The following is a 19521-nucleotide window of genomic DNA, read 5'->3' as shown; positions in this document are numbered from 1 at the left end:
AATGGTCGGCGGGGCGGCGGGGCCGGCCGGGAGGGTCCGGCCCCGCCTGTCATGAGGCGCGGCTTACTGGATGTAGCCGCCGGCCTTCATCTCCTGCATGGTCAGGTCCTGCGCGGCCTGAAGCGCCTCTTCGGCCGATTTCTGGCCGGCGAGTGCTGCGGCGAATTGCTGGCCGACCGCGGTGCCGATGCCTTGGAACTCGGGGATCGCGACGAACTGGATGCCGGTATAGGGCACCGGATCGACGGTCGGGTTCTGCGGGTCGGCCGCGTTGATGCTTTCCAGCGTCATCTCCGCGAAATCGGCCGCTTCGAGATAGGCGGGGTTCTCGTAGAGCGAGGTGCGGGTGCCCGGCGGCACGTTGGCCCAGCCTTCGTTCTCGGCCACCAGCTCGGCGTACTCCTTGGAGGTCGCCCAGGCCACGAAGGTCTTGGCGGCATCCTCGGCATCGGTGCCGGCGGGAATGCCAAGCGACCAGGCCCAGAGCCAGTTGCCGCGCTTGCCCAGACCATTGTCGGGCGCCAGCGCGAAGCCGACCTTGTCGGCGACGGTGGAATCGTCGGGGTTGGTCACGAAGGAGGCGGCGACGGTGGCGTCGATCCACATGCCGCACTTGCCCTGCTGGAACAGCGCGAGGTTCTCGTTGAAGCCGTTATTGGCCGAGCCCGGCGCGCCGTACTCGTTCTGCAGCATCAGGTAGTCGCTGAAGGCGGTCTGCCACGCCTCGCTGTCGAATTGCGGCATCCAGTTCTCGTCGAACCAGCGCGCACCGTAGCTGTTGGCCATCGAGGTGATGAAGGCGGTGTTCTCGCCCCAGCCGGCCTTGCCGCGCATGCAGACGCCGTAGACCTCGTTCTCCTTGTCGGTCATCGCCGCGGCGGCTTCCTTGATGAAATCCCAGGTCGGCGCCTCGGGAAACTCGATCCCGGCCGCTTCGGCCAGATCGGTGCGATACATCACCATCGAGCTCTCACCGTAGAACGGCACCGCGTAGAGCGTGCCGTCAACCGAGAGGCCCGCGCGGATCGAAGGCAGCAGGTCGTCGACGTCGTAGTCCTCCGGCAGATCGTCGAGCGCCACGAGCCAGCCCTGATTGGCCCAGATCGGCACCTCGTAGGTGCCGATGGTCAGCACGTCGTACTGGCCGCCGCGGGTGGCGATGTCGGTGGTGACGCGCTGGCGCAGCACGTTCTCTTCCAGCGTGACCCAGTCGAGCTCGATCTCCGGGTGCATCTCGGTGAAGGCCGAAGACAGCTCCTGCATGCGGATCATGTCGCCGTTGTTCACGGTGGCGATGGTGAGCGTCTCGGCCTGCGCCAGCGCGGCCATGCCGCACAACGCGGTCGCCCCCATCAGGGCGCGGGTGGTCTTGGTCATGTCTCTCCTCCCAAACACTGCCAGGGCATTTGCCTAGCCGATGGGCAAATACTCATTCGAAAAGTGAGTCGTGTCAATAGCGGCGCATGGCGGCATTGCGCCGCGCGCATGATCAAGGCGCTGTTAACTTTTCTTTCCGGGCCCTTATCCGAAAGGCAGCTTGCTGCATTCGACCGATCACGTTTCGAGCCGGGCCCTGTTTGACGGCATTGGCCGGTCAGCATGCCTCTGAGCGGCTCCGAACGGCACCGTCACGGCCCATGGCCCATGCGCCGCCGTCCAGGGAACCGCCCGGCCCGAAATTCGCCGCGCGCGCCCGATCCTGCCGGTTGCACCCCCACGCCATCGCGTCCCTCTTGACGCCGCGCCCCCGCCTGTCACAAGGCGGGCCATGAGCACAGGCGCCCTTTCCATCGACCTCGACGCGCTCGCCGCCAACTGGCGCGCGCTTGATGCCATGACCGCCAGCGAAACCGGCGCGGTGGTCAAGGCCGACGGCTACGGCCTCGGCGCGGGCCGCGTGGCGCGCAGGCTCGCCCATGAAGGCGCGCGGCGGTTTTTCGTGGCGGTGGCCGAAGAAGGGGCCGCGCTGCGCAAGGCGCTTGGCCCGGTGCCCGAGATCTACGTGTTTTCGGGCCACATGGAGGGCGACACGCGCCGTCTGGCCGCGGCCGAGCTGATCCCGATGCTGAATTCGATCGACCAGCTCGCGCGGCATCTCGAAGCCCTGCCCGACCACCCTTTCGGCATTCAGCTCGACACCGGCATGAACCGGCTCGGCTTTGAGTGGTCCGACTGGGCCGAGGCCGCGGCGATCGCGCTCGACCACAACCCGCTGTGGCTGACCAGCCATCTCGCCTGTGCCGACGAGGCCGATCACGAGATGAATCCCTACCAGCTCGATATCTTCCGGCAGATGACCGACGGGCTGGGCGTGCCGCGTTCGCTGTCGGCGACGGGCGGCATCCTGCTTGGCCCCGATTATCATTTCGACCTGACCCGCCCCGGCATCGGCCTTTATGGCGGGCTGCCCTTCGAGGCGGCGCAGCCGGTGGTACGGCTCGACCTGCCGGTGGTGCAATGCCGCGATCTCGTCGCGGGCGAGGTCGTTGGCTATGGCAATTCGTGGCAGGCGGAACGGCCAAGCCGCATCGCCACGATCTCGGGCGGCTATGCCGACGGTCTGATCCGGGCCATGTCGGGCCGCGCGACGCTGTGGCATGGCGACACCCCCTGCCCGCTGGTGGGCCGGGTCTCGATGGACCTGCTCACCGTCGACATCACCGATCTTGGCGAAGACCCGGTCTATCTCACGCTGGTCGGCCCGCATCAGGGCGTCGATTCGCTGGCCCAGGCGGCCGGAACGATCGGCTACGAGATCCTGACATCGCTCGGATCGCGCTATGCGCGGCTCGATATTTCGGGCTGATCCTGCGGCGCGGGACCGGTCCGGTTCACGTTTGGCGACAATCGCATCACAATTCTTGGTGAACAGGCGCATTCTGGAACCGGCAAAGACCCGCCGAGGTTAGAGTGGAAACTGACACATCCGTGCCGGAGACCGCTCGTGACCCAGTCCAGCCCTGCCGCTTTTGCCACCCGTGCCCTTCAGATGATTGCCATGACAGTGCTGGCGCTCGCCGCCGCCGCCGCGGTCGCCGCGACCGTTGCCGCGACGCTGGGCTATTTGCCCTGGCTCGAAATCGGTGCCCGCTTCGGTGAGACCGCCCTGCCCTGGGCCGGGATGGCGCTGCAGATCTTTCTCACCGGCCTGCTCGTGACCTTGGTGTTCTTCCTGCCCTCCTCAAGCCGGGTACTGGCGCTGGAAAAGAGCCACCGCGACTTCCGCATCTCGATGGACGACGTGGCCCGCGCCTATCACGTGGCGCACACAGCCGACCGCGCCGGGGTCTTCACCATGTCGTCGGAATTCGACGCGGTGCGCGAGCGGCTCGCCTTTTTGCGCGATCACCCCGATCTGGGCCATCTGGAGCACGACGTGATGGAAATCGCCGCGCAGATGGGCGAACAGGCACGCGATCTCGCGGACATCTACTCCGACGAAAAACTCGCCCGCGCCAAGAAGTTCCTCGCCCAGCGGCAGGAGGACGCCGAGCGCCAGCAGGAGCGCATCGTCGAGGCGCTGCATGTCTGCCGCGAGATGAAACGCTGGTCCGACCAGGTCGAGCTTGAGGAAAGCGTGGTGGCGAGCCAGCTTGCGCAGCTCGACGACCAGCTGCGCGGCATCCTGCCCGATCTCGGCTACGAGACGCCGAAGCCCGCACAGGGCGACGAGGATGCTGTCGATGATCTTCCCAAGGTCGTGAACATGAAGCCCGCCGCCGAGTGATCGGCGCGGTGCGACGCCCAGTCGACGCCCCCGTCAACGCAAGGTGAACATCCATGGCCCCGCGCGATGCGCCGGGCCATTGCCCGTGCGCCCGTGATGGGTGAAAAGAGCGGATGGCCAAGGATCTCAATTACGTTTGCACCGAATGCGGCGCGACCCATTCGAAATGGTCGGGGCGCTGCGACGCCTGCGGCGCGTGGAACACCATCCAGGAGGAGGCGCCGCTGACCTCCGGCCCCGGCGCCAAGGCGCTCGGCGCGCAGCGCGGGCGCAAGCTGGTGCTGACCGATCTTGCCTCCACGCCCGAAGCGCCGCCGCGCACCGTCTCGGGCGTGGCCGAGCTCGACCGGGTGCTTGGCGGCGGTCTCGTCGCGGCCTCCGCCCTGCTCGTCGGCGGCGATCCCGGCATCGGCAAATCGACGCTGCTCTTGCAGGCCGCCGCCCGCTTCGCACGCGGCGGGCTCAAGGTCATCTACGTCACCGGCGAGGAATCGGCGGCGCAGGTGCAGATGCGCGCCCAGCGCCTCGGCCTGACCGAAAGCCCCGTCACCCTCGCCGCGGAAACCAACCTGCGCGACATCCTGACCACGCTCGACGCCGAGCGCCCCGATCTCGTGATCATCGACTCGATCCAGACCATGTGGTCCGACAAGGTCGAGGCCGCGCCCGGATCGGTCAGCCAGGTGCGGACGGCGGCGCATGAGCTGACCAGTTTCGCGAAAACGCGCGGCATCGCGGTCATCATGGTCGGCCACGTCACCAAGGAAGGCACGCTCGCGGGCCCGCGCGTGGTCGAGCACATGGTCGATTGCGTGCTCTATTTCGAAGGCGAACGCGGCCACCAGTTCCGCATCCTGCGCGCCCACAAGAACCGTTTCGGCCCCGCCGACGAGATCGGCGTGTTCGAAATGACCGGCAAGGGGCTCGCCGAGGTCAAGAACCCCTCGGCGCTGTTTTTGTCCGAGCGCGACACCGCCTCGCCCGGATCGGTGGTCTTTGCCGGGATCGAAGGCACGCGCCCCATCCTGTGCGAAATTCAGGCGCTCGTCTCCCCCGCCCAGCCGGGCCAGACCCGGCGCTCGGTCGTCGGCTGGGATGGCGGGCGGCTGGCGATGATCCTCGCGGTGCTGGAGGCGCGCTGCGGCGTCTCGTTCGCCGGTCTCGACGTCTACCTCAACGTCGCGGGCGGCCTGCGCATCGGCGAACCCGCAGCCGATCTCGCGGTGGCGGCGGCGCTGATCAGCGCGCGCGAGGACAGCGCATTGCCGGTCGACTGCGCGATCTTCGGCGAGATTTCTCTTTCCGGGGCGGTGCGGCCGGTGGCGCAGATGGAAAACAGGTTGAAAGAAGCCGCGAAACTTGGTTTCACGCAGGCCATCCTGCCACAGCGCCCCAAGCGCCGCGCCGGGGCGGACATGGCGGCCGGGCTCGACCTGCGCGAGATGCGCGATCTGCCCGGTTTCGTCGACACGGTGTTCGGACTGGCGCCGGGCGAACGGGAATAAGGGTTCTCATGGAAAGTTTCACGATCATCGACGGCATCGTCGCGCTCATCGTCGTGGTGTCCGCATTGCTGGCCTATTCGCGCGGCCTCGTGCGCGAGGCGCTCGCCATCGCGGGCTGGATCGGCGCGACCATCCTCGCCTTCATCTTCGCCGACCAGGTGCGGCCGCTGGTGCGCCAGATCCCGGTGGTGGGCGATTTCATCGGAGACAGCTGCGAATTGTCGATCATCGCCGCCTTTGCGGTGGTCTTTGCCATCGCTCTGGTGCTGTTCTCGATCTTCACGCCGGTCTTCTCGGGCGCGGTGCAGCGCTCGGCGCTGGGCGGCATCGATCAGGGCCTCGGCTTCCTGTTCGGGGTGGCGCGCGGCATCCTGCTCGTGGCGGTCGGCTTCTTCGTCTACGAGGTGGTGCTTTCGGCCCAGTCGATCCCGATGGTCGAGAACAGCCGCGCCGCCGCCGTTTTCGGCCAGATCACCCAAGGCTTCACGACCGAGGAACCGCAGGCGGCGCTCGCCTGGGTCACGCTGCAATACGAGCAGCTGGTCGGCCTTTGCGCCGCCCCGGCCTGAACCTACAAGAGCACGGCGCGGATGGCATAGGCCACCGCGCCGACCGTGGCGACGCCCATGGCCCAGATCGCCACGAACCAGACGACCCGCCGCAACATCAGTGATACCCCTTGTTCGGGTCGAGCTTGCCGCGAAACACCCAGTAGGCGTAGGCGGTATAGGCGAGGATGATCGGCACCAGCACGATCGCGCCCACGAACATGAAGAGCTGGCTCTTGGCCGGGGCCGCGGCCTCCCACAGCGTCACCTCGTGCGGGATCGCGTTGGGCCAGACCGACAGGCCAAGACCCAGAAAGCACAGCGCGAACAGCGCCAGCCCCAGCAGAAACGGCATCCGGTCGCGCCCATCGGCGAAAAGCGACCGCGACAGCGCCAGCGCGATGAGCGCCAGCAGCACCGGCACCAGCCCCGTCAGCAGCACCAGCGGCCAGACGAACCAGCGCGCGGCGAGACCGACCTGCAAAAGCCACGTGGCCACGCTGACCGCGACGATGCCGACCAACGTCGCCACGAAGAACCCGCGCGCCATCAGCCGCACCCGGTGCTGGATGTCGCCTTCGAGCTTCATGTTGAGCCAGCAGGCGCCCAAGAAGCCGTAGCCCGCCACCACGGCCAACCCGCAGATCACCGAAAACGGCGTGAGCCAGTCCCACCAGCCGCCCGCATAGGCGCGCCCCTCGACCTCGATGCCCTGCAGGAACGCGCCGAGGATGATGCCCTGGCTCAACGCCGCGACGACCGAACCGGCGATGAAGGCCGCGTCCCAGGATTTCTTCGACAGCCACGAACCGGCCCGCCAGCGATACTCGAAGGCGACGCCGCGAAAGATCAGCGCCAGTAGCATCGCGATGATCGGCGGATAGACCGCCGGCATCAGGATCGCGTAGGCCATGGGAAAGGCCGCGAAGAGCCCGCCGCCGCCCAGCACCAGCCATGTCTCGTTGCCGTCCCAGACCGGGGCGACCGAGTTCATCATCAGGTCCCGGTCCTCTTTCTTGCGAAAGAACGGGTAGAGGATGCCGATCCCGAGATCGAAGCCGTCGAGCACGACATAGACGAAGACCGCAAAGGCCAGAAGCAGCGCCCAGGCCACCGTCAGGTCGATCGAATAGAACATCACGCGCCCTCCTTGGCCATGTCGTGCCCATCCTCGCGCATCTGCTGCTGCGGCGTGATGCCGGTGGTGCGGATCGGACCCGGCTCGACCCGCACGCCGCGCTCACCGCGTTCGGGCGCATGGCGCATCAGCTTGAGAATATAGGCGATGCCCGCGCCGAAGATCACGAAATAGATCACCACGAAGGCGATCAGTGACACGCCCACCGCGCTGGCGCCCAATGGCGAATGCGACTCGGCGGTGCGGAGCGCGCCATAGACCACGTAGGGCTGGCGCCCGACTTCGGTGGTGATCCAGCCGGCGATCACCGCGACGAGCCCGGACGGCCCCATCACCAGCGCCGCGCGGTGCAGCCAGGGCGCGTCGAACAACCGGCCGCGGAACCGCGCCCAGAGCGACCACAGCCCGACGCCCAACATCGCGAAGCCCAGCCCCACCATCACCCGGAAGCTCCAGAACACCACCGCGACGGGCGGCTCCTCGTCGTCGGGGATGGTGTCGAGCCCGGCGAGCGGCGCGTTCAGGTCGTGCTTGAGGATCAACGAGGACAGCTTGGGGATCTCGATCGAATAGCGCACCTCGCCCGCCTCCTGGTCCGGCAGGCCGAACAGGATCAGCGGCGCGCCATCGGGGTGGCTGTCGAAATGGCCCTCCATCGCCATGACCTTGGCAGGCTGGTGTTCCAGCGTGTTGATCCCGTGCATGTCGCCCAGAAAGATCTGCAAGGGCGCGACCAGCGCGGCCATCCACATCGCCATGGAGAACATGGTGCGCACGCCGGGATTCTCGCGCCGCCCCCTGAGCAGGTGCCACGCCCCGACCCCGCCGACGATGAAGGCGGTGGTGAGATAGGCCGCCGTCAGCGTGTGCGCGAGCCGGTAGGGGAAGGACGGGTTGAAGATGATCGCCCACCAGTCCTCGGGCACGAACTGCCCGTTCTCGGCGATGGAAAAGCCCTGCGGCGTCTGCATCCACGAATTCACCGACAGGATCCACGTGGCCGAGATCGCGGTGCCGACGGCCACCATCAGGCAGGCGAACATGTGCAGGCCCGGCCCCACCTTGTCGCGCCCGAAGATCATGATGCCGAGGAACCCGGCTTCGAGGAAGAAAGCGGTCAGCACCTCATAGGCCATGAGCGGCCCGATCACCGGCCCGGCAAGGTCGGAGAACACAGACCAGTTGGTGCCGAACTGGTAGGACATGACGATGCCCGACACGACGCCCATCGCGAACGAGATCGCGAAGATCTTGAGCCAGTACTTGAACAGCCGCAGGTAAGCCTCGTCGCGCGTCCACAGGTACAGCGCGTTGAGCACCGCCAGAAAGCTCGCCAGACCGATCGAGATCGCCGGAAAGATGAAGTGAAAGGCCACCGTGAAGCCGAATTGCATCCGGGCCAGCATGACCGCGTCGAAACCGAGGAAAGTGTCCATCTGCGCATCTTCCTGTTGTCTGCACCTGACTTAAGCGCCACGTCCGCCGGGGCAACGCGGCATCGTGACCCTACGACGTGTTGTACGGGTTGCGCCGCGCCGCCGGATTGGGCATTGGGCGACCCGACGGAAAGGATGATACGATCCTTTCGTGACAGTCGGACGCGAAGGCCGTAAACGGTCCTCGCAACGCACCGTATTCGGAGCCAGCCAGATGCGCGATTTTCCCGCCCACCCCTTCGATGACGACAAGCTCAAGGAGGAATGCGGCGTATTCGGCGTCATCGGCGTCTCGGACGCCGCGAACTTCCTCGCGCTCGGGCTGCACGCCCTGCAGCACCGCGGACAGGAAGCCGCCGGCATGGTCACCCACGACGCCGAGACCGGGTTCTGCTCGGCCCGCCGCATGGGCTATGTGCGCGACAACTTCACCTCGCACGAGGTGCTCGCCACGCTGCCCGGCACGCTCGGGATCGGTCATGTCCGCTACTCGACCGCCGGTCACAAGGGCCAGACCGCGATCCGCGACGTGCAGCCGTTCTTCGGGGAGTTCTCGATGGGCGGCGCGGCGGTCGCCCATAACGGCAACCTGACCAACGCCGCGACGCTGCGCCGCGAGCTGATCGAGCGCGGCTCGATCTTTCAATCCTCGTCGGACACCGAATGCATCATCCACCTGATGGCGCGTTCGATGGGCCGGTCGATTCCCGACCGCATGGAAGAGGCGCTGCGCAAATGCGAAGGCGCCTTCTCGATCGTCGCGATGACCCGCACCAAGCTGATCGGCTGCCGCGATGCGCTGGGCGTGCGCCCGCTGGTGCTGGGCCGCCTGGGTGATGGCTGGGTGCTGTCGTCGGAGACCTGCGCGCTCGACATCGTCGGCGCCGAGTTCGTGCGCGAGATCGAGCCGGGCGAAATGGTGGTGATCACCGCCAACGGCGTCGAGAGCAATTTCCCGTTCAAGAACCGCTCGTCGCGCTTCTGCCTGTTCGAGCATGTCTACTTCTCGCGCCCCGACAGCATCCTCGGCGGGCGTTCGGTCTATGAAACCCGCCGCCAGATCGGCGTCGAGCTGGCGCGCGAGGCGCCCGTGGAGGCCGATCTCGTCTGCCCGGTGCCGGATTCGGGCACCCCCGCGGCGATCGGCTTCAGCCATGAGAGCGGCATTCCCTATGGCATGGGCATCATCCGCAACCAGTACATGGGCCGGACCTTCATCGAACCCTCCGAGCAGATCCGCAACATGGGCGTGCGGCTCAAGCTCAACGTCAACCGCGCGCTGATCCGCGGCAAGCGGGTGATCCTCGTTGACGATTCGGTGGTGCGCGGCACCACCTCGCGCAAGATAAAGGAAATGATCCTCGACGCGGGCGCCGCGGAGGTGCATTTCCGCATCGCCTCGCCGCCGACCGCGTGGCCCTGCTTTTACGGCGTCGACACGCCCGAGCGTGAAAAACTGCTCGCCTCGCACATGAGCGAGGAGGAGATGCGTCGCCATCTCGATGTCGACAGCCTGAAGTTCATTTCGCTCGACGGCCTGTATCGTGCCGTCGGCGTGAACGAAGGCCGCGATCCCAAGGCGCCGCGCTATTGCGATGCCTGCTTCTCTGGCGATTACCCGGTGGTCCCCGCCGACATGGTCGACAAGGGTTTCCAGCTCAAGCCCGCGGCGGAGTGACACCGGCGCGCCGGGACCCTCAGCAGGGGGTGGTCCCGGCCCTGTCGTCGAACGCGGCTTCGAGCCGTGCGATGTCGATCCGGCCCATTTCCATCAGGCTTTGCGCGACGCGGCCCGCCGCGTCGCGATCGGCCCGCGCCATCAGTTGCGGCAGCGCCTCGGGCAGCACCTGCCACGACAGGCCGAACCGGTCGCGCAACCAGCCACAACGCCCGCCCTCGCCGCCATCCGCCGTCAGCGCCGCCCAGAGGCGGTCGGTCTCGGCCTGGTCGACGGTCATCACCGAAATCGGCACCGCCTCGGTCAGGCGCAGATGCGGGCCGCCATTGATCGCGACATAACCGGTGCCCCCGAGACGGAACTCGACGACGTTCACCGTCGTCCCGTCGGGGTCGCGCAGAACTCGCTCGACCCGGCTGTCCGGCAGCAGGGAGACGTAGAACCGGGCGGCCTCCTCGCCTTGGGTGTAGAACCAAAGACAGATCCGCTGTTGCGCCTGCTGCATCCGCACGCCCTCCCCCACGCGAAGGGTATCGCGCGCGCAGATGCGGCTCAATCATGCTTGGAGACCGTCGGCCCGGCGCCAGCGAAGTTCAGCCGTCGCATCGCCGCGGGCCGCCCCCTTGCCGGGCCAAGGAATATGCTGCAAATGCCAAGCCAAATGACCGAGCATTCGATCTTTCCCCATGCGTCCACGCGCCCCGATCGCGTCATCGTTCTGTGCACCGGGCGCTGTGGCTCGACCACGCTGGCGCGCGCCTGCTCGTATCTCGACGGCTGGACCGCGGCGCATGAAAGCCGCACGCATCTGACCGGCCCGGCGCGGCTCGACTACCCGGCCCGCCATATCGAGGTCGACAACCGGCTGAGCTGGTTCCTGGGCCGGCTCGCGCGCGACATCGGCGACACTGCCGCCTATGTGCATCTGAGCCGCGACCCGGAGGCCGTCGCGCAGAGCTTTGCGCGGCGCGCCAATCAGGGCATCCTGCGGGCCTACCGGCAGGACATCCTGACCCACACCCGCTGGCGCCAGCCCAAATCCCCGCTGATCGAGCAGTGCCGCGACCATGTCGACACCGTCACCGCCAATATCGAGGCGTTTCTCGGCACGCGCCGTCACGTGATGCGCATGCGGATCGAGGAGATCGAAACGGATTTCGACCGCTTTTGCGACTGGATCGGCGCGACCGGCGATCTCGGCGCCGCCCGCGCCGAGCTGACGCGCCGCCACAACGCGACCCAAGGAGACCACCCGGCATGACCGACACCGCAAAGCTCGTCCTGATCACCGGCGCCAGCCGCGGCCTCGGCGCCGCGCTGGCCGAAGCGCTGGCGCCCGGCCGCCACGTCATTGCCGTGGGCCGCACCACCGGCGCGCTCGAAGAGCTCGACGACCGGATCCGCGCCGCGGGCGGCCAGGCCACGCTGGCGCCCATGGACATCACCGTGCCCGAGGCGATGCAGCAGCTCTGCCGGTCGATTCACGACCGGTGGGGCGGCATCGATATGTGGGTCCACACCGCGATCCACGCGGGCCCGCTCGCGCCCGCGCCGCATCTCGCGGACAAGGATCTCGACCGCTCCATCGCGGTGAACCTGCGCGCGACGGCCCGGCTCGTGTCCTATGTCGCGCCGCTTCTGGGCCAGACGGGCCGCGCGGTGTTCTTCGACGACCCGCAGGGGGGCGAAAAGTTCTTTGGCCATTACGGCAGCACCAAGGCGGCACAGATGGCGCTCGTGCGGTCGTGGCAGGCCGAAAGCGCCAGGACCGGGCCCGAGGTGCGCATTCTCGCGCCGCGCCCCATGCCCACCTCGACCCGCGCCCGGTTCTTCCCCGGCGAGGATCGCGCCACGCTGGCCGATATCCGCGACGAAGCGGCGCGGCTGCTGCCTGAGATCCTCAAGGCCTGAGTGGCGATCCCAGCCGGGGCCGGTCTCGGGCGTATTTGGAGAATGGTGAACGGGGCGGCGCGTCAGGACCGGCCCGCCTCTCCCGGAATGCTTGCCGCCCCCCAGCCGCTCCCGTAACAAGGAGCCAAAGGGGGCCCGAATGCGCATTCTCATCACCAATGACGACGGCATCAACGCACCCGGGCTACAGGTGCTCGAGGAAATCGCCGCCGAGATCGCCGGCCCCTCGGGGGAGGTCTGGATCGTGGCGCCCGCCTTCGAGCAATCCGGCGTCGCGCACTGCATCTCCTACACCCACCCCACCATGATCGCCGAGCTGGGCCCGCGCCGCTTCGCCGCCGAGGGAAGCCCGGCCGATTGCGTCATGGCGGGGCTGCACGACGTGCTGGCCGACGGGCGGCCCGACCTTGTGCTCTCGGGCGTCAATCGCGGCAACAACGCCGCCGAGAACGCCATGTATTCGGGCACCATCGGCGGCGCGATGGAGGCGGCGCTGCACGGGCTGCCCGCGATCGCGCTGTCGCAGTTCTACGGGCCGGGCAATGTCCGCGCCGAGGATCCGTTCGAGGCGGCGCGGGTTCATGGCGCGGCCACGGTGCGGCGGCTGCTCGATCACGGGATCTGGGACAGCGAGGCCGATTACCGGCTGTTCTACAACGTCAATTTCCCCGCGCTGCCGGGCGCGGAGGTGCGCGGGCTCCGGGTCGGGCGGCAGGGCTTCCGGCGCGAAACCTCGTTCGGGGTCGAGCCGCATGTCTCGCCCTCGGGGCGGCGGTTCCTTTGGGTGAAAGGCGGGCGGCAGGACATTCCCACCGGGCCCGGCACCGATGCGCAGGACAATCTCGACGGTTATATCTCGGTCGTGCCGATGCGCGCGGACCTGACTGCGCATGATGCGCTCGATGCCGTCACCGCCGCATTGGGAGATGCCGTGGAATGAGCTTCGACGCCGACGCCAAGATGAAGTTCCTCTATGCGCTGCGCTCGCACGGGGTGACGGATGCGCGGGTGCTCGACGCGATGGAAAAGATCGACCGCGCGCGTTTCGTGAAGGGGCTCTTCGCCGAGCGCGCCTATGCCGACATGCCGCTGCCCATCGCCTGCGGCCAGACCATCAGCCAGCCCTCGGTGGTGGCGCTGATGACGCAGGCGCTTGACGTGCAGCCGCGCGACAAGGTGCTCGAGGTGGGCTGCGGCTCGGGCTACCAGGCCGCGATCCTGAGCCTGCTGGGACGGCGCATCTACACCATCGACCGGTTCCGCAGCCTCGTGGCCGAAGCCCGCGCGACCTTTGCCGGGATGGACCTGCCCAACATCACCGCGATCACCGCCGACGGCTCGCACGGGTTGCCCGAACAAGCACCGTTCGACCGGATCATCGTGACGGCGGCCGCCGAGGATCCGCCCGGCCCGCTCTTGGCCCAGCTTCGGGTGGGGGGTATCATGGTGCTTCCCGTGGGGCAGTCGGATACGGTGCAAAGCCTGATCCGGGTGCGGCGGGAAGAAACCGGCTTCGACTACGAAGAGCTGCGCGCGGTGCGCTTCGTGCCGCTCGTCGAGGGGTTGGGACAGGACTGACACGGGGCGCGCGCGCATGCATGCGCCCGGCACATGAGAGAACCCCCGGACCACACGGGGGACCGAAGGGATACGAGGACAGATCGATGCAGAACACCCCTCTTCGCCGCGCGTGGCGCCTGCTGTCTTGCTCCACCGCGCTCGCGCTGCTCGCAGCCTGCGCCGAGCCGTTCGACCCTGACCTGCGCGACATGGGCAATGGGTTCGACACCTCGGCCGCCGCGCTCAACCCGGCGCCGCGCCCGCGCCCCGACGACCGCGGCGTGATCTCCTATCCCAACTACCAGGTCGCGGTCGCGCGCGAGAGCGACACGGTCGCCTCCCTGGCCTCGCGGCTCGGGCTCGAGGCGGGCGCCGTGGCGCGCTATAACGGCGTGTCGCCCGATGCCGCCCTGCGCGGCGGCGAGGTGGTCGCCCTGCCCAGCCGGGTCTCCGAGCCATCGCCCGCCACCGGCGCCACGACCACCGGGCCGATCACCCCGTCGAACCCCGGCGCGCCGTCGACCGCCACGGGCCGCATCGACGTCACCACGCTGGCCGGGGCCGCGATCGACCGCGCCGCGCCGCAATCGGGCACGCCCGCGCCACGCACCCCCGCCATCAGCAACACCGCCAGTTCGGTGCCGTCGACGCCCGCGCGCAGCCAGCCCAGCGGGCAGGAGCCGGTGCGCCACCAGGTCAGCCGGGGCGAGACCGCCTATTCGATCTCGCGGCTCTACAACGTGCCGGTGCGCAGCCTCGCGGAGTGGAACGGGCTCGGCTCGAACCTCGCGGTGCGCGAGGGGCAGTTCCTGCTGATCCCGCCCGCCGGGGCCGCCCCGGCCTCCGCGCCCGCCCCGACCCCGGTGGCGCAACCCGGTGCAGGCAGCCCGACACCGACGCCGCCCTCCGCCGCAGCGCCCCTGCCCGAGGTGAACGAACCCCCCGTCGCCTCGGCTCCCGAACCCGAGCCCGAAGCAGCGCCCACCCCCGCGCCGCAGCCCGTCGCCGAACAGGCCAAGCCGAGGGACGCGGCCATGGCGATGCCCGCGCAGGGCCGCATCATCCGGGCCTATGCCAAGGGACGCAATGACGGCATCGACATCGGCGCCCCCGCCGGCAGCGCCGTGAAGGCCGCCGCCGCCGGTACCGTCGCCGCGATCACCACCAACACCGAAGGCATCCAGATCCTCGTGATCCGCCATCCCGACGAGCTGCTCACGGTCTATACCCATGTCGTCGATCTCACGGTCGAGCGCGGCGCCAGCGTCTCCAAGGGCCAGACCATCGGCAAGGTGAAGGCCGGCAGCCCGAGCCTGCTGCACTTCGAGGTGCGCAAGGGCATGGAAAGCCAGGATCCCACCAACTACCTGCCGTGATCCGCGACCTGCGCCATGCAGAAAGGGCCGCCCCACGGGGCGGCCCTTTTCGGTTTCAAAGCAAAGATGTGTCAGCCGATCCTGATGCCTTCGCGCCCCGCGAGATCGGTGAAGAACTGCCATGCGACGCGGCCCGAACGGCCGCCACGGGTGGCTTGCCACTCGATCGCCTCTGCCCGCAGGCGGTCGTCGTCGATCTTCAGGTCGAAGGCCTCGCAATAGCCCCGGATCATCGACAGGAACGCATCCTGATCGCAGGGGTGAAAGCCCAGCCACAGCCCGAAGCGGTCCGACAGCGAGACCTTTTCCTCGACCGCCTCGGACGGGCTGATCGCGGTGGAGCGTTCGTTCTCGATCATGTCGCGCGGCATCAGGTGGCGCCGGTTCGAGGTGGCATAGAGCACGACATTCTCGGGCCGCCCCTCGATGCCGCCATCGAGCACCGCCTTGAGCGATTTGTAATGCGCGTCGTCATGGCTGAACGACAGATCGTCGCAAAACAGGATGAACCGCTGCGGCGCATCGCGCAGCAATGACAGGCAACGGTCTATGGAAGCGAGATCCTCGCGCTGCACCTCGACGATCTTGAGGTCGGGAAACTCCGCCTCAAGGGCGCCATGCACCGCCTTGACGAGGCTCGATTTTCCCATGCCGCGCGCGCCCCACAAGAGCGCGTTGTTCGCGGGCAGCCCCTGCGCAAAGCGCCGGGTGTTGGCAAGCAGCGTGTCGCGCGCCCGCTCGATCCCCAAAAGCAGGCCGAGATCCACCCGGCTTACCGATGCGACGGGCGACAGCCGGTCGGGATCGGGTTGCCACATATAGGCGGGCGCCGCATCCAGCGCGGGCGCGGGCCGTGGCGCCGGGCTGATCCGTTCCAGCGCCGCGGCGATCCGGTCAAGAGCGTCCGAATTCATCGCGCCGCCTCGTCATCCTCGTCCTCATCCTCGACCCACAGGCCTTCGGCCCGCAGATGCGCTTCGCGCTTTTTCTCGACCCGCGCGACGAGCAGGATGGACACCTCGTAAAGGCCGTAGACCACGGTGAACAGGATCACCTGGCTCACCACGTCCGGCGGCGTCGCCACCGCCGCGAGCAGCAGGATCGCCACCATCGCGTATTTGCGCACGCCCGCGAGCCCCTTGGCCGAAACGAGCCCCGCCTTGCCCATCAGCGTCAGCAGAACAGGCAGCTGGAAGCACAGCCCGAAGGCCACGATGAACTTGATGGTCAGCGCCAGATAGGCCTGCGCGGAACCTTGGAACGCGATACCCGCCGCCGCCGTCTCGGATTCGGGCCCCTCGACGAGGCTGCCGGGTTGCTGGAAGCCAAGGAAGAAGTCGAAGGCCAGCGGCGTGACGATGTAATAGGCGAAGGCCGCGCCGAGAAAGAACATGAAGGGCGAGGCGATCATGAAGGGCAGGAAGGCGCCCTTCTCGGATTTGTAGAGCCCCGGCGCCACGAAGCGCCACATCTGGTGCGAGATGACCGGAAAGGCGAGCACCAACCCGCCCAGCATCGAGATCGACACCGCGACGAAGAATCCCTCCTGCAGCGCGATCAGGATCAGCCCGCAATCCTCCTGCCCGCGCGCCGCCATGGCCGAGCACAAGGGCCGCGTCAGGAAATCGAAGATCGGGTTCCAGACGGTGAAGCACACCACCATGCCCGCGATGAAGGCGAGCACCGAGCGGATCAGACGCGTGCGCAGCTCGGCGAGATGCTCGATCAGCGGCGCCGAGCTGTCCTCGATCTCGTCAACGGGGGTCATGATGTCGTGTCATCCTCTTGCGCGGGCGCGGGTCCGGTCTTCTTGCGCGCGGGCGCCGCCTCGGCGGTCTCCAGCGGCTCCGCCGGGGCGCTGATCGGTTCCGGCTTGGGTTCGGGCGCGGCCTCCGGCTCCATGTCGGCCAGCTCTTCGGGCGTCGGTTCCGCCGCCTCGCGCGCCTGCCGCTCCGTCGCGGCCCTTGCGGTGGACTCCTCGACCTTGCGCCGCGCCTCGGCGCGTTCTTGCGAAAGCTTCTCGGTTTCGCCGCCCGGCTTGAAGCCCTTCTTCAGCGTGTCGGTGCCAAAGCCCTTGGGGTCGGCGGCGGCCTTGATGGTCTTCTGGATGTCGCGCATGCCGCTTTCGTCGGCGGCATCCTCCATCGCGCGTGAAAACTCGCGCGCCATCGCCTTGGCCTTGCCGGTGAACCGGCCGATGGTGCGGAACATGCCGGGCAGGTCCTTGGGGCCGACCACGATCAGCGCCACGATCCCGATCAGCAGAAGCTCGCTCCAGCCCAGATCGAACATGTCGGTCTATCCTGTCTCGGGGTTACACCCGGTCCTTGGTCTCGGAGGCGTGCGGCTGGGCCTCGGGCTCGTGCACGGTGCCCGCCTCGTTCACGGTCTTGGACTGGTCGTCGATTTCCTTCTTGCCGTCATCGACGCCGCGCTTGAAGGCGGTGATGCCTTTGCCGACTTCGCCCATCAGCGAGGAAATCTTGCCGCGGCCGAACAGCACCAGCACCACGACGGCGATCAGAAGGAGGCCCGGAAGGCCGATATTGTTGAGCATGGCGTGTCTCCCATCCCGGCGGCCCCGCGGGGGGCCGCACCTTGTCTCGTGGTCCCCAGATACGCCCGCCGCCGACCGGACGAAAGACCGGAAGCCCCAATCCGGCGTCAGGCCGCCGCTTTTCTTGACACAAAGCTGTCAGTTGTCACTTTCATGGCAGGAAGAAAGGATCCCGCATGCCCCGCACCGACCGACTCGTCGAAATGATCCGCATCCTGCGCGACGGGCGGCTGCACCGCGCCGAGGATCTGGCGGCGCGGCTGGGCACCTCGCTCAGGACGATCTACCGCGACATGGACCGGCTCATCGCCTCGGGCGTGCCGATCGAGGGGCGCCGGGGCCTGGGCTACCGCGCCACGGCGGCGGTGACGCTGCCGCCGCTCAACCTCACCATGACCGAGCTGGAGGCGCTGCATCTGGGTCTCGCGGCGGTGGCGCAGGCCGAGGATGCGGAACTGCGCGAGGCCGCGCGCTCGCTGTCGGCACGGGTCGACGCGGTGCTGCCCGAGGATCGCGACCGCGCCGTCGGCTGGAGCTTTGCCACGCCGCCGCTGGGCGACGCAGTGGCGGGGTTTCGCCACATGGCCAGTCTGCGCGCCGCGATCCGGGCCCGGCAGAAGCTCCAGTTCACGCTGCGCGACGCGCCGGAAACACAGGTGCTGCGCCCGCTCAGGCTCGATTACTGGGGCCGGGTCTGGACGCTGGCGGGCTGGAACGAGACGACGCAGGGCTTCGCCGAGCTCAGGGTCGATCGAATCGTCACCCTGCGGGTGCTGCCGCAGCTTTTCGTGGACGAGCCGGGGCGGATGCTCTCGGACCTGGAGGCCGGGCGCGGGTCATCGGCGTAGCGTCCGCGTATTTGGGGAATGGTGAAAGGGGGGCGCGCCCTTGTCCTTCACCATTCCGCAAATACGCAAATTCCGCCGGTTCAGCCCGCGCGCCGCTTGGGAAACACGAAGCAGCGATCCCGCCGCATCATCAGCCAGAGCCTTGTGCCCGGCTTGGGCAAGAACACCGACGGCACGGAGGCGCGCAGGATTTCGCCGTCATGATCCATGCGGAACTCCACGAGGCTCGATGCGCCCAGAAACCGCGCCCGTTCGACCGTGCCGGCGGCGGGCGTGCCTTCGCGCGTGGTCGGGTTGGGACCGCGCCCCTGCCGGTCGAAATCGATCTTCAGGTGCTGCGGCCGGATCACGATCTCGACCTCGGTGCCGTCCGGCAGGCCGGGCGTCAGGAAATCTCCGAAGGGCGTGTCGCACAGCGCCCCCTGAACGGTGCCCTCGATGACGTTGATGTCCGAGAAGAAGGCCGCCGCCTCGCGGTCGGTGGGCGCGTTGTAGATGTTGTAAGGCGCGCCGTACTGAACCACGCGCCCGTCGCGCATCAGCGCGATCTCGTCGGCCATGCGCATCGCCTCGGCGGGCTCGTGCGTGACCAGAAGCACCGCCGTCCCTTCGGCCTTGAGCACGGCGAGCGTCTCGTCGCGGATGTCGTCGCGGAGCCGGTCGTCGAGGCCGGAGAACGGCTCATCCATCAGCAGGATGCGCGGGCTGGGCGCCAGCGCGCGCGCCAATGCCACGCGTTGCTGCTCGCCCCCCGACAGCTCGTGCGGATAGCGGTCGATGTGGCGGCGCATGCCGACCTTGTCGAGCAGGCTTTCGACGCGGGCGCGGATCTCGGCTTTGGGCCCCTTCAGGCCGAAGCCGACATTGCGCGCCACGTCGAGATGCGGAAACAGCGCGAAATCCTGGAACATCAGCCCGATGCCACGCTCTTCGGGCGGCATGTGCAGCCCGGCTTCGGAAATCGGCGCGCCATCCACATAGACGCCGCCCGCATCCTGCCGGTCGACGCCCGCGATGATCCGAAGCGTGGTCGACTTGCCGCAGCCCGAAGGCCCGAGCAGGCAGGTCACCTGCCCGGGCATCACCTTGAGCGACACGCCGGAGACCACGCCGCGCCCCGCAAAGGCACGGGTCAGGTCGCGGATTTCAAGCCGCGGCGCGGGAACGGTCTGTTGCGGCGTGCGGGGCGGCGGGGCGGTCTCGAACAAGGGCGAAATCCCGATCAAATGCGTCGGGT

Annotated in this window: 21 protein-coding genes; 11 read left to right on the top strand and 10 right to left on the bottom strand. The window is 68.0% G+C overall.

Annotated elements, in window-relative coordinates:
* Positions 1-63: 63 nt before the first annotated feature.
* Positions 64-1377 (bottom strand): ABC transporter substrate-binding protein, encoded by a 1314-nt coding sequence (locus LOKHON_RS14600; protein ID WP_017927424.1) that lies wholly within the window; start codon positions 1375-1377, stop codon positions 64-66.
* A gap of 391 nt (positions 1378-1768) precedes the next feature.
* Between LOKHON_RS14600 and alr the strand changes: the two genes are divergently transcribed.
* The 4 genes from alr to LOKHON_RS14580 all read left to right on the top strand — a co-directional run bounded on the left by alr (position 1769) and on the right by LOKHON_RS14580 (position 5801).
* The gene (gene alr / locus LOKHON_RS14595; protein ID WP_017927423.1) at positions 1769-2806 is read left to right on the top strand and encodes an alanine racemase; all 1038 of its coding nucleotides are present in this window, start codon (positions 1769-1771) and stop codon (positions 2804-2806) included.
* A gap of 192 nt (positions 2807-2998) precedes the next feature.
* The gene (locus LOKHON_RS14590) at positions 2999-3727 is read left to right on the top strand and encodes a hypothetical protein (RefSeq protein ID WP_017927422.1); all 729 of its coding nucleotides are present in this window, start codon (positions 2999-3001) and stop codon (positions 3725-3727) included.
* A gap of 113 nt (positions 3728-3840) precedes the next feature.
* Positions 3841-5232, top strand: a complete 1392-nt coding sequence (gene radA, locus LOKHON_RS14585; RefSeq protein ID WP_017927421.1) for a DNA repair protein RadA — start codon at positions 3841-3843, stop codon at positions 5230-5232.
* Positions 5233-5240: 8 nt separating this feature from the next.
* Positions 5241-5801 (top strand): CvpA family protein, encoded by a 561-nt coding sequence (locus tag LOKHON_RS14580; RefSeq protein WP_017927420.1) that lies wholly within the window; start codon positions 5241-5243, stop codon positions 5799-5801.
* A gap of 2 nt (positions 5802-5803) precedes the next feature.
* Here LOKHON_RS14580 and LOKHON_RS14575 read toward each other — a convergent pair whose 3' ends face one another.
* From LOKHON_RS14575 to LOKHON_RS14565, 3 genes are read right to left on the bottom strand one after another with little or no spacing between them, the layout of a single operon-like run.
* Positions 5804-5899 (bottom strand): DUF2474 family protein, encoded by a 96-nt coding sequence (locus tag LOKHON_RS14575; RefSeq protein WP_017927419.1) that lies wholly within the window; start codon positions 5897-5899, stop codon positions 5804-5806.
* Positions 5899-6918: a cytochrome d ubiquinol oxidase subunit II gene (cydB, locus tag LOKHON_RS14570; RefSeq protein ID WP_017927418.1), complete on the bottom strand. Its 1020-nt coding sequence runs from the start codon at positions 6916-6918 to the stop codon at positions 5899-5901. Before cydB ends, LOKHON_RS14575 begins: the two co-directional genes overlap by 1 nt.
* Complete coding sequence (locus LOKHON_RS14565; RefSeq protein ID WP_017927417.1) at positions 6918-8354, bottom strand: cytochrome ubiquinol oxidase subunit I; 1437 nt, start codon at positions 8352-8354, stop codon at positions 6918-6920. The genes cydB and LOKHON_RS14565 overlap by 1 nt, the downstream gene beginning before the upstream one ends.
* Positions 8355-8568: 214 nt before the next feature.
* On the opposite strand from LOKHON_RS14565, the gene purF reads away from it, so the two are divergent.
* Positions 8569-10032, top strand: a complete 1464-nt coding sequence (purF, locus tag LOKHON_RS14560; protein ID WP_017927416.1) for an amidophosphoribosyltransferase — start codon at positions 8569-8571, stop codon at positions 10030-10032.
* A 19-nt stretch (positions 10033-10051) separates the two neighbouring features.
* Here purF and LOKHON_RS14555 read toward each other — a convergent pair whose 3' ends face one another.
* On the bottom strand, positions 10052-10537 hold the full coding sequence (locus tag LOKHON_RS14555; protein WP_017927415.1) for a VOC family protein: 486 nt from the start codon (positions 10535-10537) through the stop codon (positions 10052-10054).
* 156 nt (positions 10538-10693) lie between these two features.
* Here LOKHON_RS14555 and LOKHON_RS14550 point away from each other — a divergent pair, with 156 nt between their 5' ends.
* From LOKHON_RS14550 to LOKHON_RS14530, 5 genes are all read left to right on the top strand, one after another.
* Positions 10694-11293 carry a hypothetical protein gene (locus LOKHON_RS14550; protein WP_017927414.1) on the top strand — a complete coding sequence of 200 codons (600 nt, stop codon included), beginning with the start codon at positions 10694-10696 and terminating at the stop codon, positions 11291-11293.
* Positions 11290-11943 (top strand): SDR family NAD(P)-dependent oxidoreductase, encoded by a 654-nt coding sequence (locus LOKHON_RS14545; protein WP_017927413.1) that lies wholly within the window; start codon positions 11290-11292, stop codon positions 11941-11943. Before LOKHON_RS14550 ends, LOKHON_RS14545 begins: the two co-directional genes overlap by 4 nt.
* 139 nt (positions 11944-12082) lie before the next feature.
* A complete protein-coding gene (gene surE / locus LOKHON_RS14540) occupies positions 12083-12883 on the top strand; it encodes a 5'/3'-nucleotidase SurE (RefSeq protein WP_017927412.1) in 801 nt (266 codons plus the stop codon).
* A complete protein-coding gene (locus LOKHON_RS14535; protein WP_017927411.1) occupies positions 12880-13521 on the top strand; it encodes a protein-L-isoaspartate(D-aspartate) O-methyltransferase in 642 nt (213 codons plus the stop codon). Before surE ends, LOKHON_RS14535 begins: the two co-directional genes overlap by 4 nt.
* Before the next feature lie 86 nt (positions 13522-13607).
* Positions 13608-14879 (top strand): M23 family metallopeptidase, encoded by a 1272-nt coding sequence (locus LOKHON_RS14530; protein WP_017927410.1) that lies wholly within the window; start codon positions 13608-13610, stop codon positions 14877-14879.
* Positions 14880-14950: 71 nt separating this feature from the next.
* Here LOKHON_RS14530 and LOKHON_RS14525 read toward each other — a convergent pair whose 3' ends face one another.
* From LOKHON_RS14525 to LOKHON_RS14510, 4 genes are read right to left on the bottom strand one after another with little or no spacing between them, the layout of a single operon-like run.
* A complete protein-coding gene (locus tag LOKHON_RS14525) occupies positions 14951-15793 on the bottom strand; it encodes an ATP-binding protein (RefSeq protein ID WP_017927409.1) in 843 nt (280 codons plus the stop codon).
* Positions 15790-16647 carry a twin-arginine translocase subunit TatC gene (gene tatC / locus LOKHON_RS14520; RefSeq protein WP_017927408.1) on the bottom strand — a complete coding sequence of 286 codons (858 nt, stop codon included), beginning with the start codon at positions 16645-16647 and terminating at the stop codon, positions 15790-15792. The genes LOKHON_RS14525 and tatC overlap by 4 nt, the downstream gene beginning before the upstream one ends.
* Positions 16644-17171: a Sec-independent protein translocase protein TatB gene (gene tatB / locus LOKHON_RS14515; protein WP_017927407.1), complete on the bottom strand. Its 528-nt coding sequence runs from the start codon at positions 17169-17171 to the stop codon at positions 16644-16646. The genes tatC and tatB overlap by 4 nt, the downstream gene beginning before the upstream one ends.
* 22 nt (positions 17172-17193) lie before the next feature.
* Entirely contained in the window at positions 17194-17436 is a 243-nt protein-coding gene (locus LOKHON_RS14510; RefSeq protein ID WP_017927406.1) for a twin-arginine translocase TatA/TatE family subunit, read from the bottom strand.
* A 176-nt stretch (positions 17437-17612) separates the two neighbouring features.
* Between LOKHON_RS14510 and LOKHON_RS14505 the strand changes: the two genes are divergently transcribed.
* Positions 17613-18284 carry a helix-turn-helix transcriptional regulator gene (locus LOKHON_RS14505; RefSeq protein WP_017927405.1) on the top strand — a complete coding sequence of 224 codons (672 nt, stop codon included), beginning with the start codon at positions 17613-17615 and terminating at the stop codon, positions 18282-18284.
* Between the two features lie 80 nt (positions 18285-18364).
* On the opposite strand, the gene LOKHON_RS14500 is transcribed toward LOKHON_RS14505, so the two are convergent.
* A complete protein-coding gene (locus LOKHON_RS14500; protein ID WP_017927404.1) occupies positions 18365-19492 on the bottom strand; it encodes an ABC transporter ATP-binding protein in 1128 nt (375 codons plus the stop codon).
* Positions 19493-19521: the final 29 nt, after the last annotated feature.

Source organism: Limimaricola hongkongensis DSM 17492, from assembly GCF_000600975.2.
In the GTDB taxonomy this organism is placed as follows: domain Bacteria; phylum Pseudomonadota; class Alphaproteobacteria; order Rhodobacterales; family Rhodobacteraceae; genus Limimaricola; species Limimaricola hongkongensis.
This window is presented reverse-complemented; position numbering and strand designations above follow the sequence as displayed.

Coding starts and splice junctions, on each gene's coding strand:
- LOKHON_RS14600 (WP_017927424.1), bottom strand. CDS start 1,377: ATGACCAAGACCACCCGCGCCCTGATGGGGGCGACCGCGTTGTGCGGC.
- alr (WP_017927423.1), top strand. CDS start 1,769: ATGAGCACAGGCGCCCTTTCCATCGACCTCGACGCGCTCGCCGCCAAC.
- LOKHON_RS14590 (WP_017927422.1), top strand. CDS start 2,999: ATGACAGTGCTGGCGCTCGCCGCCGCCGCCGCGGTCGCCGCGACCGTT.
- radA (WP_017927421.1), top strand. CDS start 3,841: ATGGCCAAGGATCTCAATTACGTTTGCACCGAATGCGGCGCGACCCAT.
- LOKHON_RS14580 (WP_017927420.1), top strand. CDS start 5,241: ATGGAAAGTTTCACGATCATCGACGGCATCGTCGCGCTCATCGTCGTG.
- LOKHON_RS14575 (WP_017927419.1), bottom strand. CDS start 5,899: ATGTTGCGGCGGGTCGTCTGGTTCGTGGCGATCTGGGCCATGGGCGTC.
- cydB (WP_017927418.1), bottom strand. CDS start 6,918: ATGTTCTATTCGATCGACCTGACGGTGGCCTGGGCGCTGCTTCTGGCC.
- LOKHON_RS14565 (WP_017927417.1), bottom strand. CDS start 8,354: ATGGACACTTTCCTCGGTTTCGACGCGGTCATGCTGGCCCGGATGCAA.
- purF (WP_017927416.1), top strand. CDS start 8,569: ATGCGCGATTTTCCCGCCCACCCCTTCGATGACGACAAGCTCAAGGAG.
- LOKHON_RS14555 (WP_017927415.1), bottom strand. CDS start 10,537: ATGCAGCAGGCGCAACAGCGGATCTGTCTTTGGTTCTACACCCAAGGC.
- LOKHON_RS14550 (WP_017927414.1), top strand. CDS start 10,694: ATGACCGAGCATTCGATCTTTCCCCATGCGTCCACGCGCCCCGATCGC.
- LOKHON_RS14545 (WP_017927413.1), top strand. CDS start 11,290: ATGACCGACACCGCAAAGCTCGTCCTGATCACCGGCGCCAGCCGCGGC.
- surE (WP_017927412.1), top strand. CDS start 12,083: ATGCGCATTCTCATCACCAATGACGACGGCATCAACGCACCCGGGCTA.
- LOKHON_RS14535 (WP_017927411.1), top strand. CDS start 12,880: ATGAGCTTCGACGCCGACGCCAAGATGAAGTTCCTCTATGCGCTGCGC.
- LOKHON_RS14530 (WP_017927410.1), top strand. CDS start 13,608: ATGCAGAACACCCCTCTTCGCCGCGCGTGGCGCCTGCTGTCTTGCTCC.
- LOKHON_RS14525 (WP_017927409.1), bottom strand. CDS start 15,793: ATGAATTCGGACGCTCTTGACCGGATCGCCGCGGCGCTGGAACGGATC.
- tatC (WP_017927408.1), bottom strand. CDS start 16,647: ATGACCCCCGTTGACGAGATCGAGGACAGCTCGGCGCCGCTGATCGAG.
- tatB (WP_017927407.1), bottom strand. CDS start 17,171: ATGTTCGATCTGGGCTGGAGCGAGCTTCTGCTGATCGGGATCGTGGCG.
- LOKHON_RS14510 (WP_017927406.1), bottom strand. CDS start 17,436: ATGCTCAACAATATCGGCCTTCCGGGCCTCCTTCTGATCGCCGTCGTG.
- LOKHON_RS14505 (WP_017927405.1), top strand. CDS start 17,613: ATGCCCCGCACCGACCGACTCGTCGAAATGATCCGCATCCTGCGCGAC.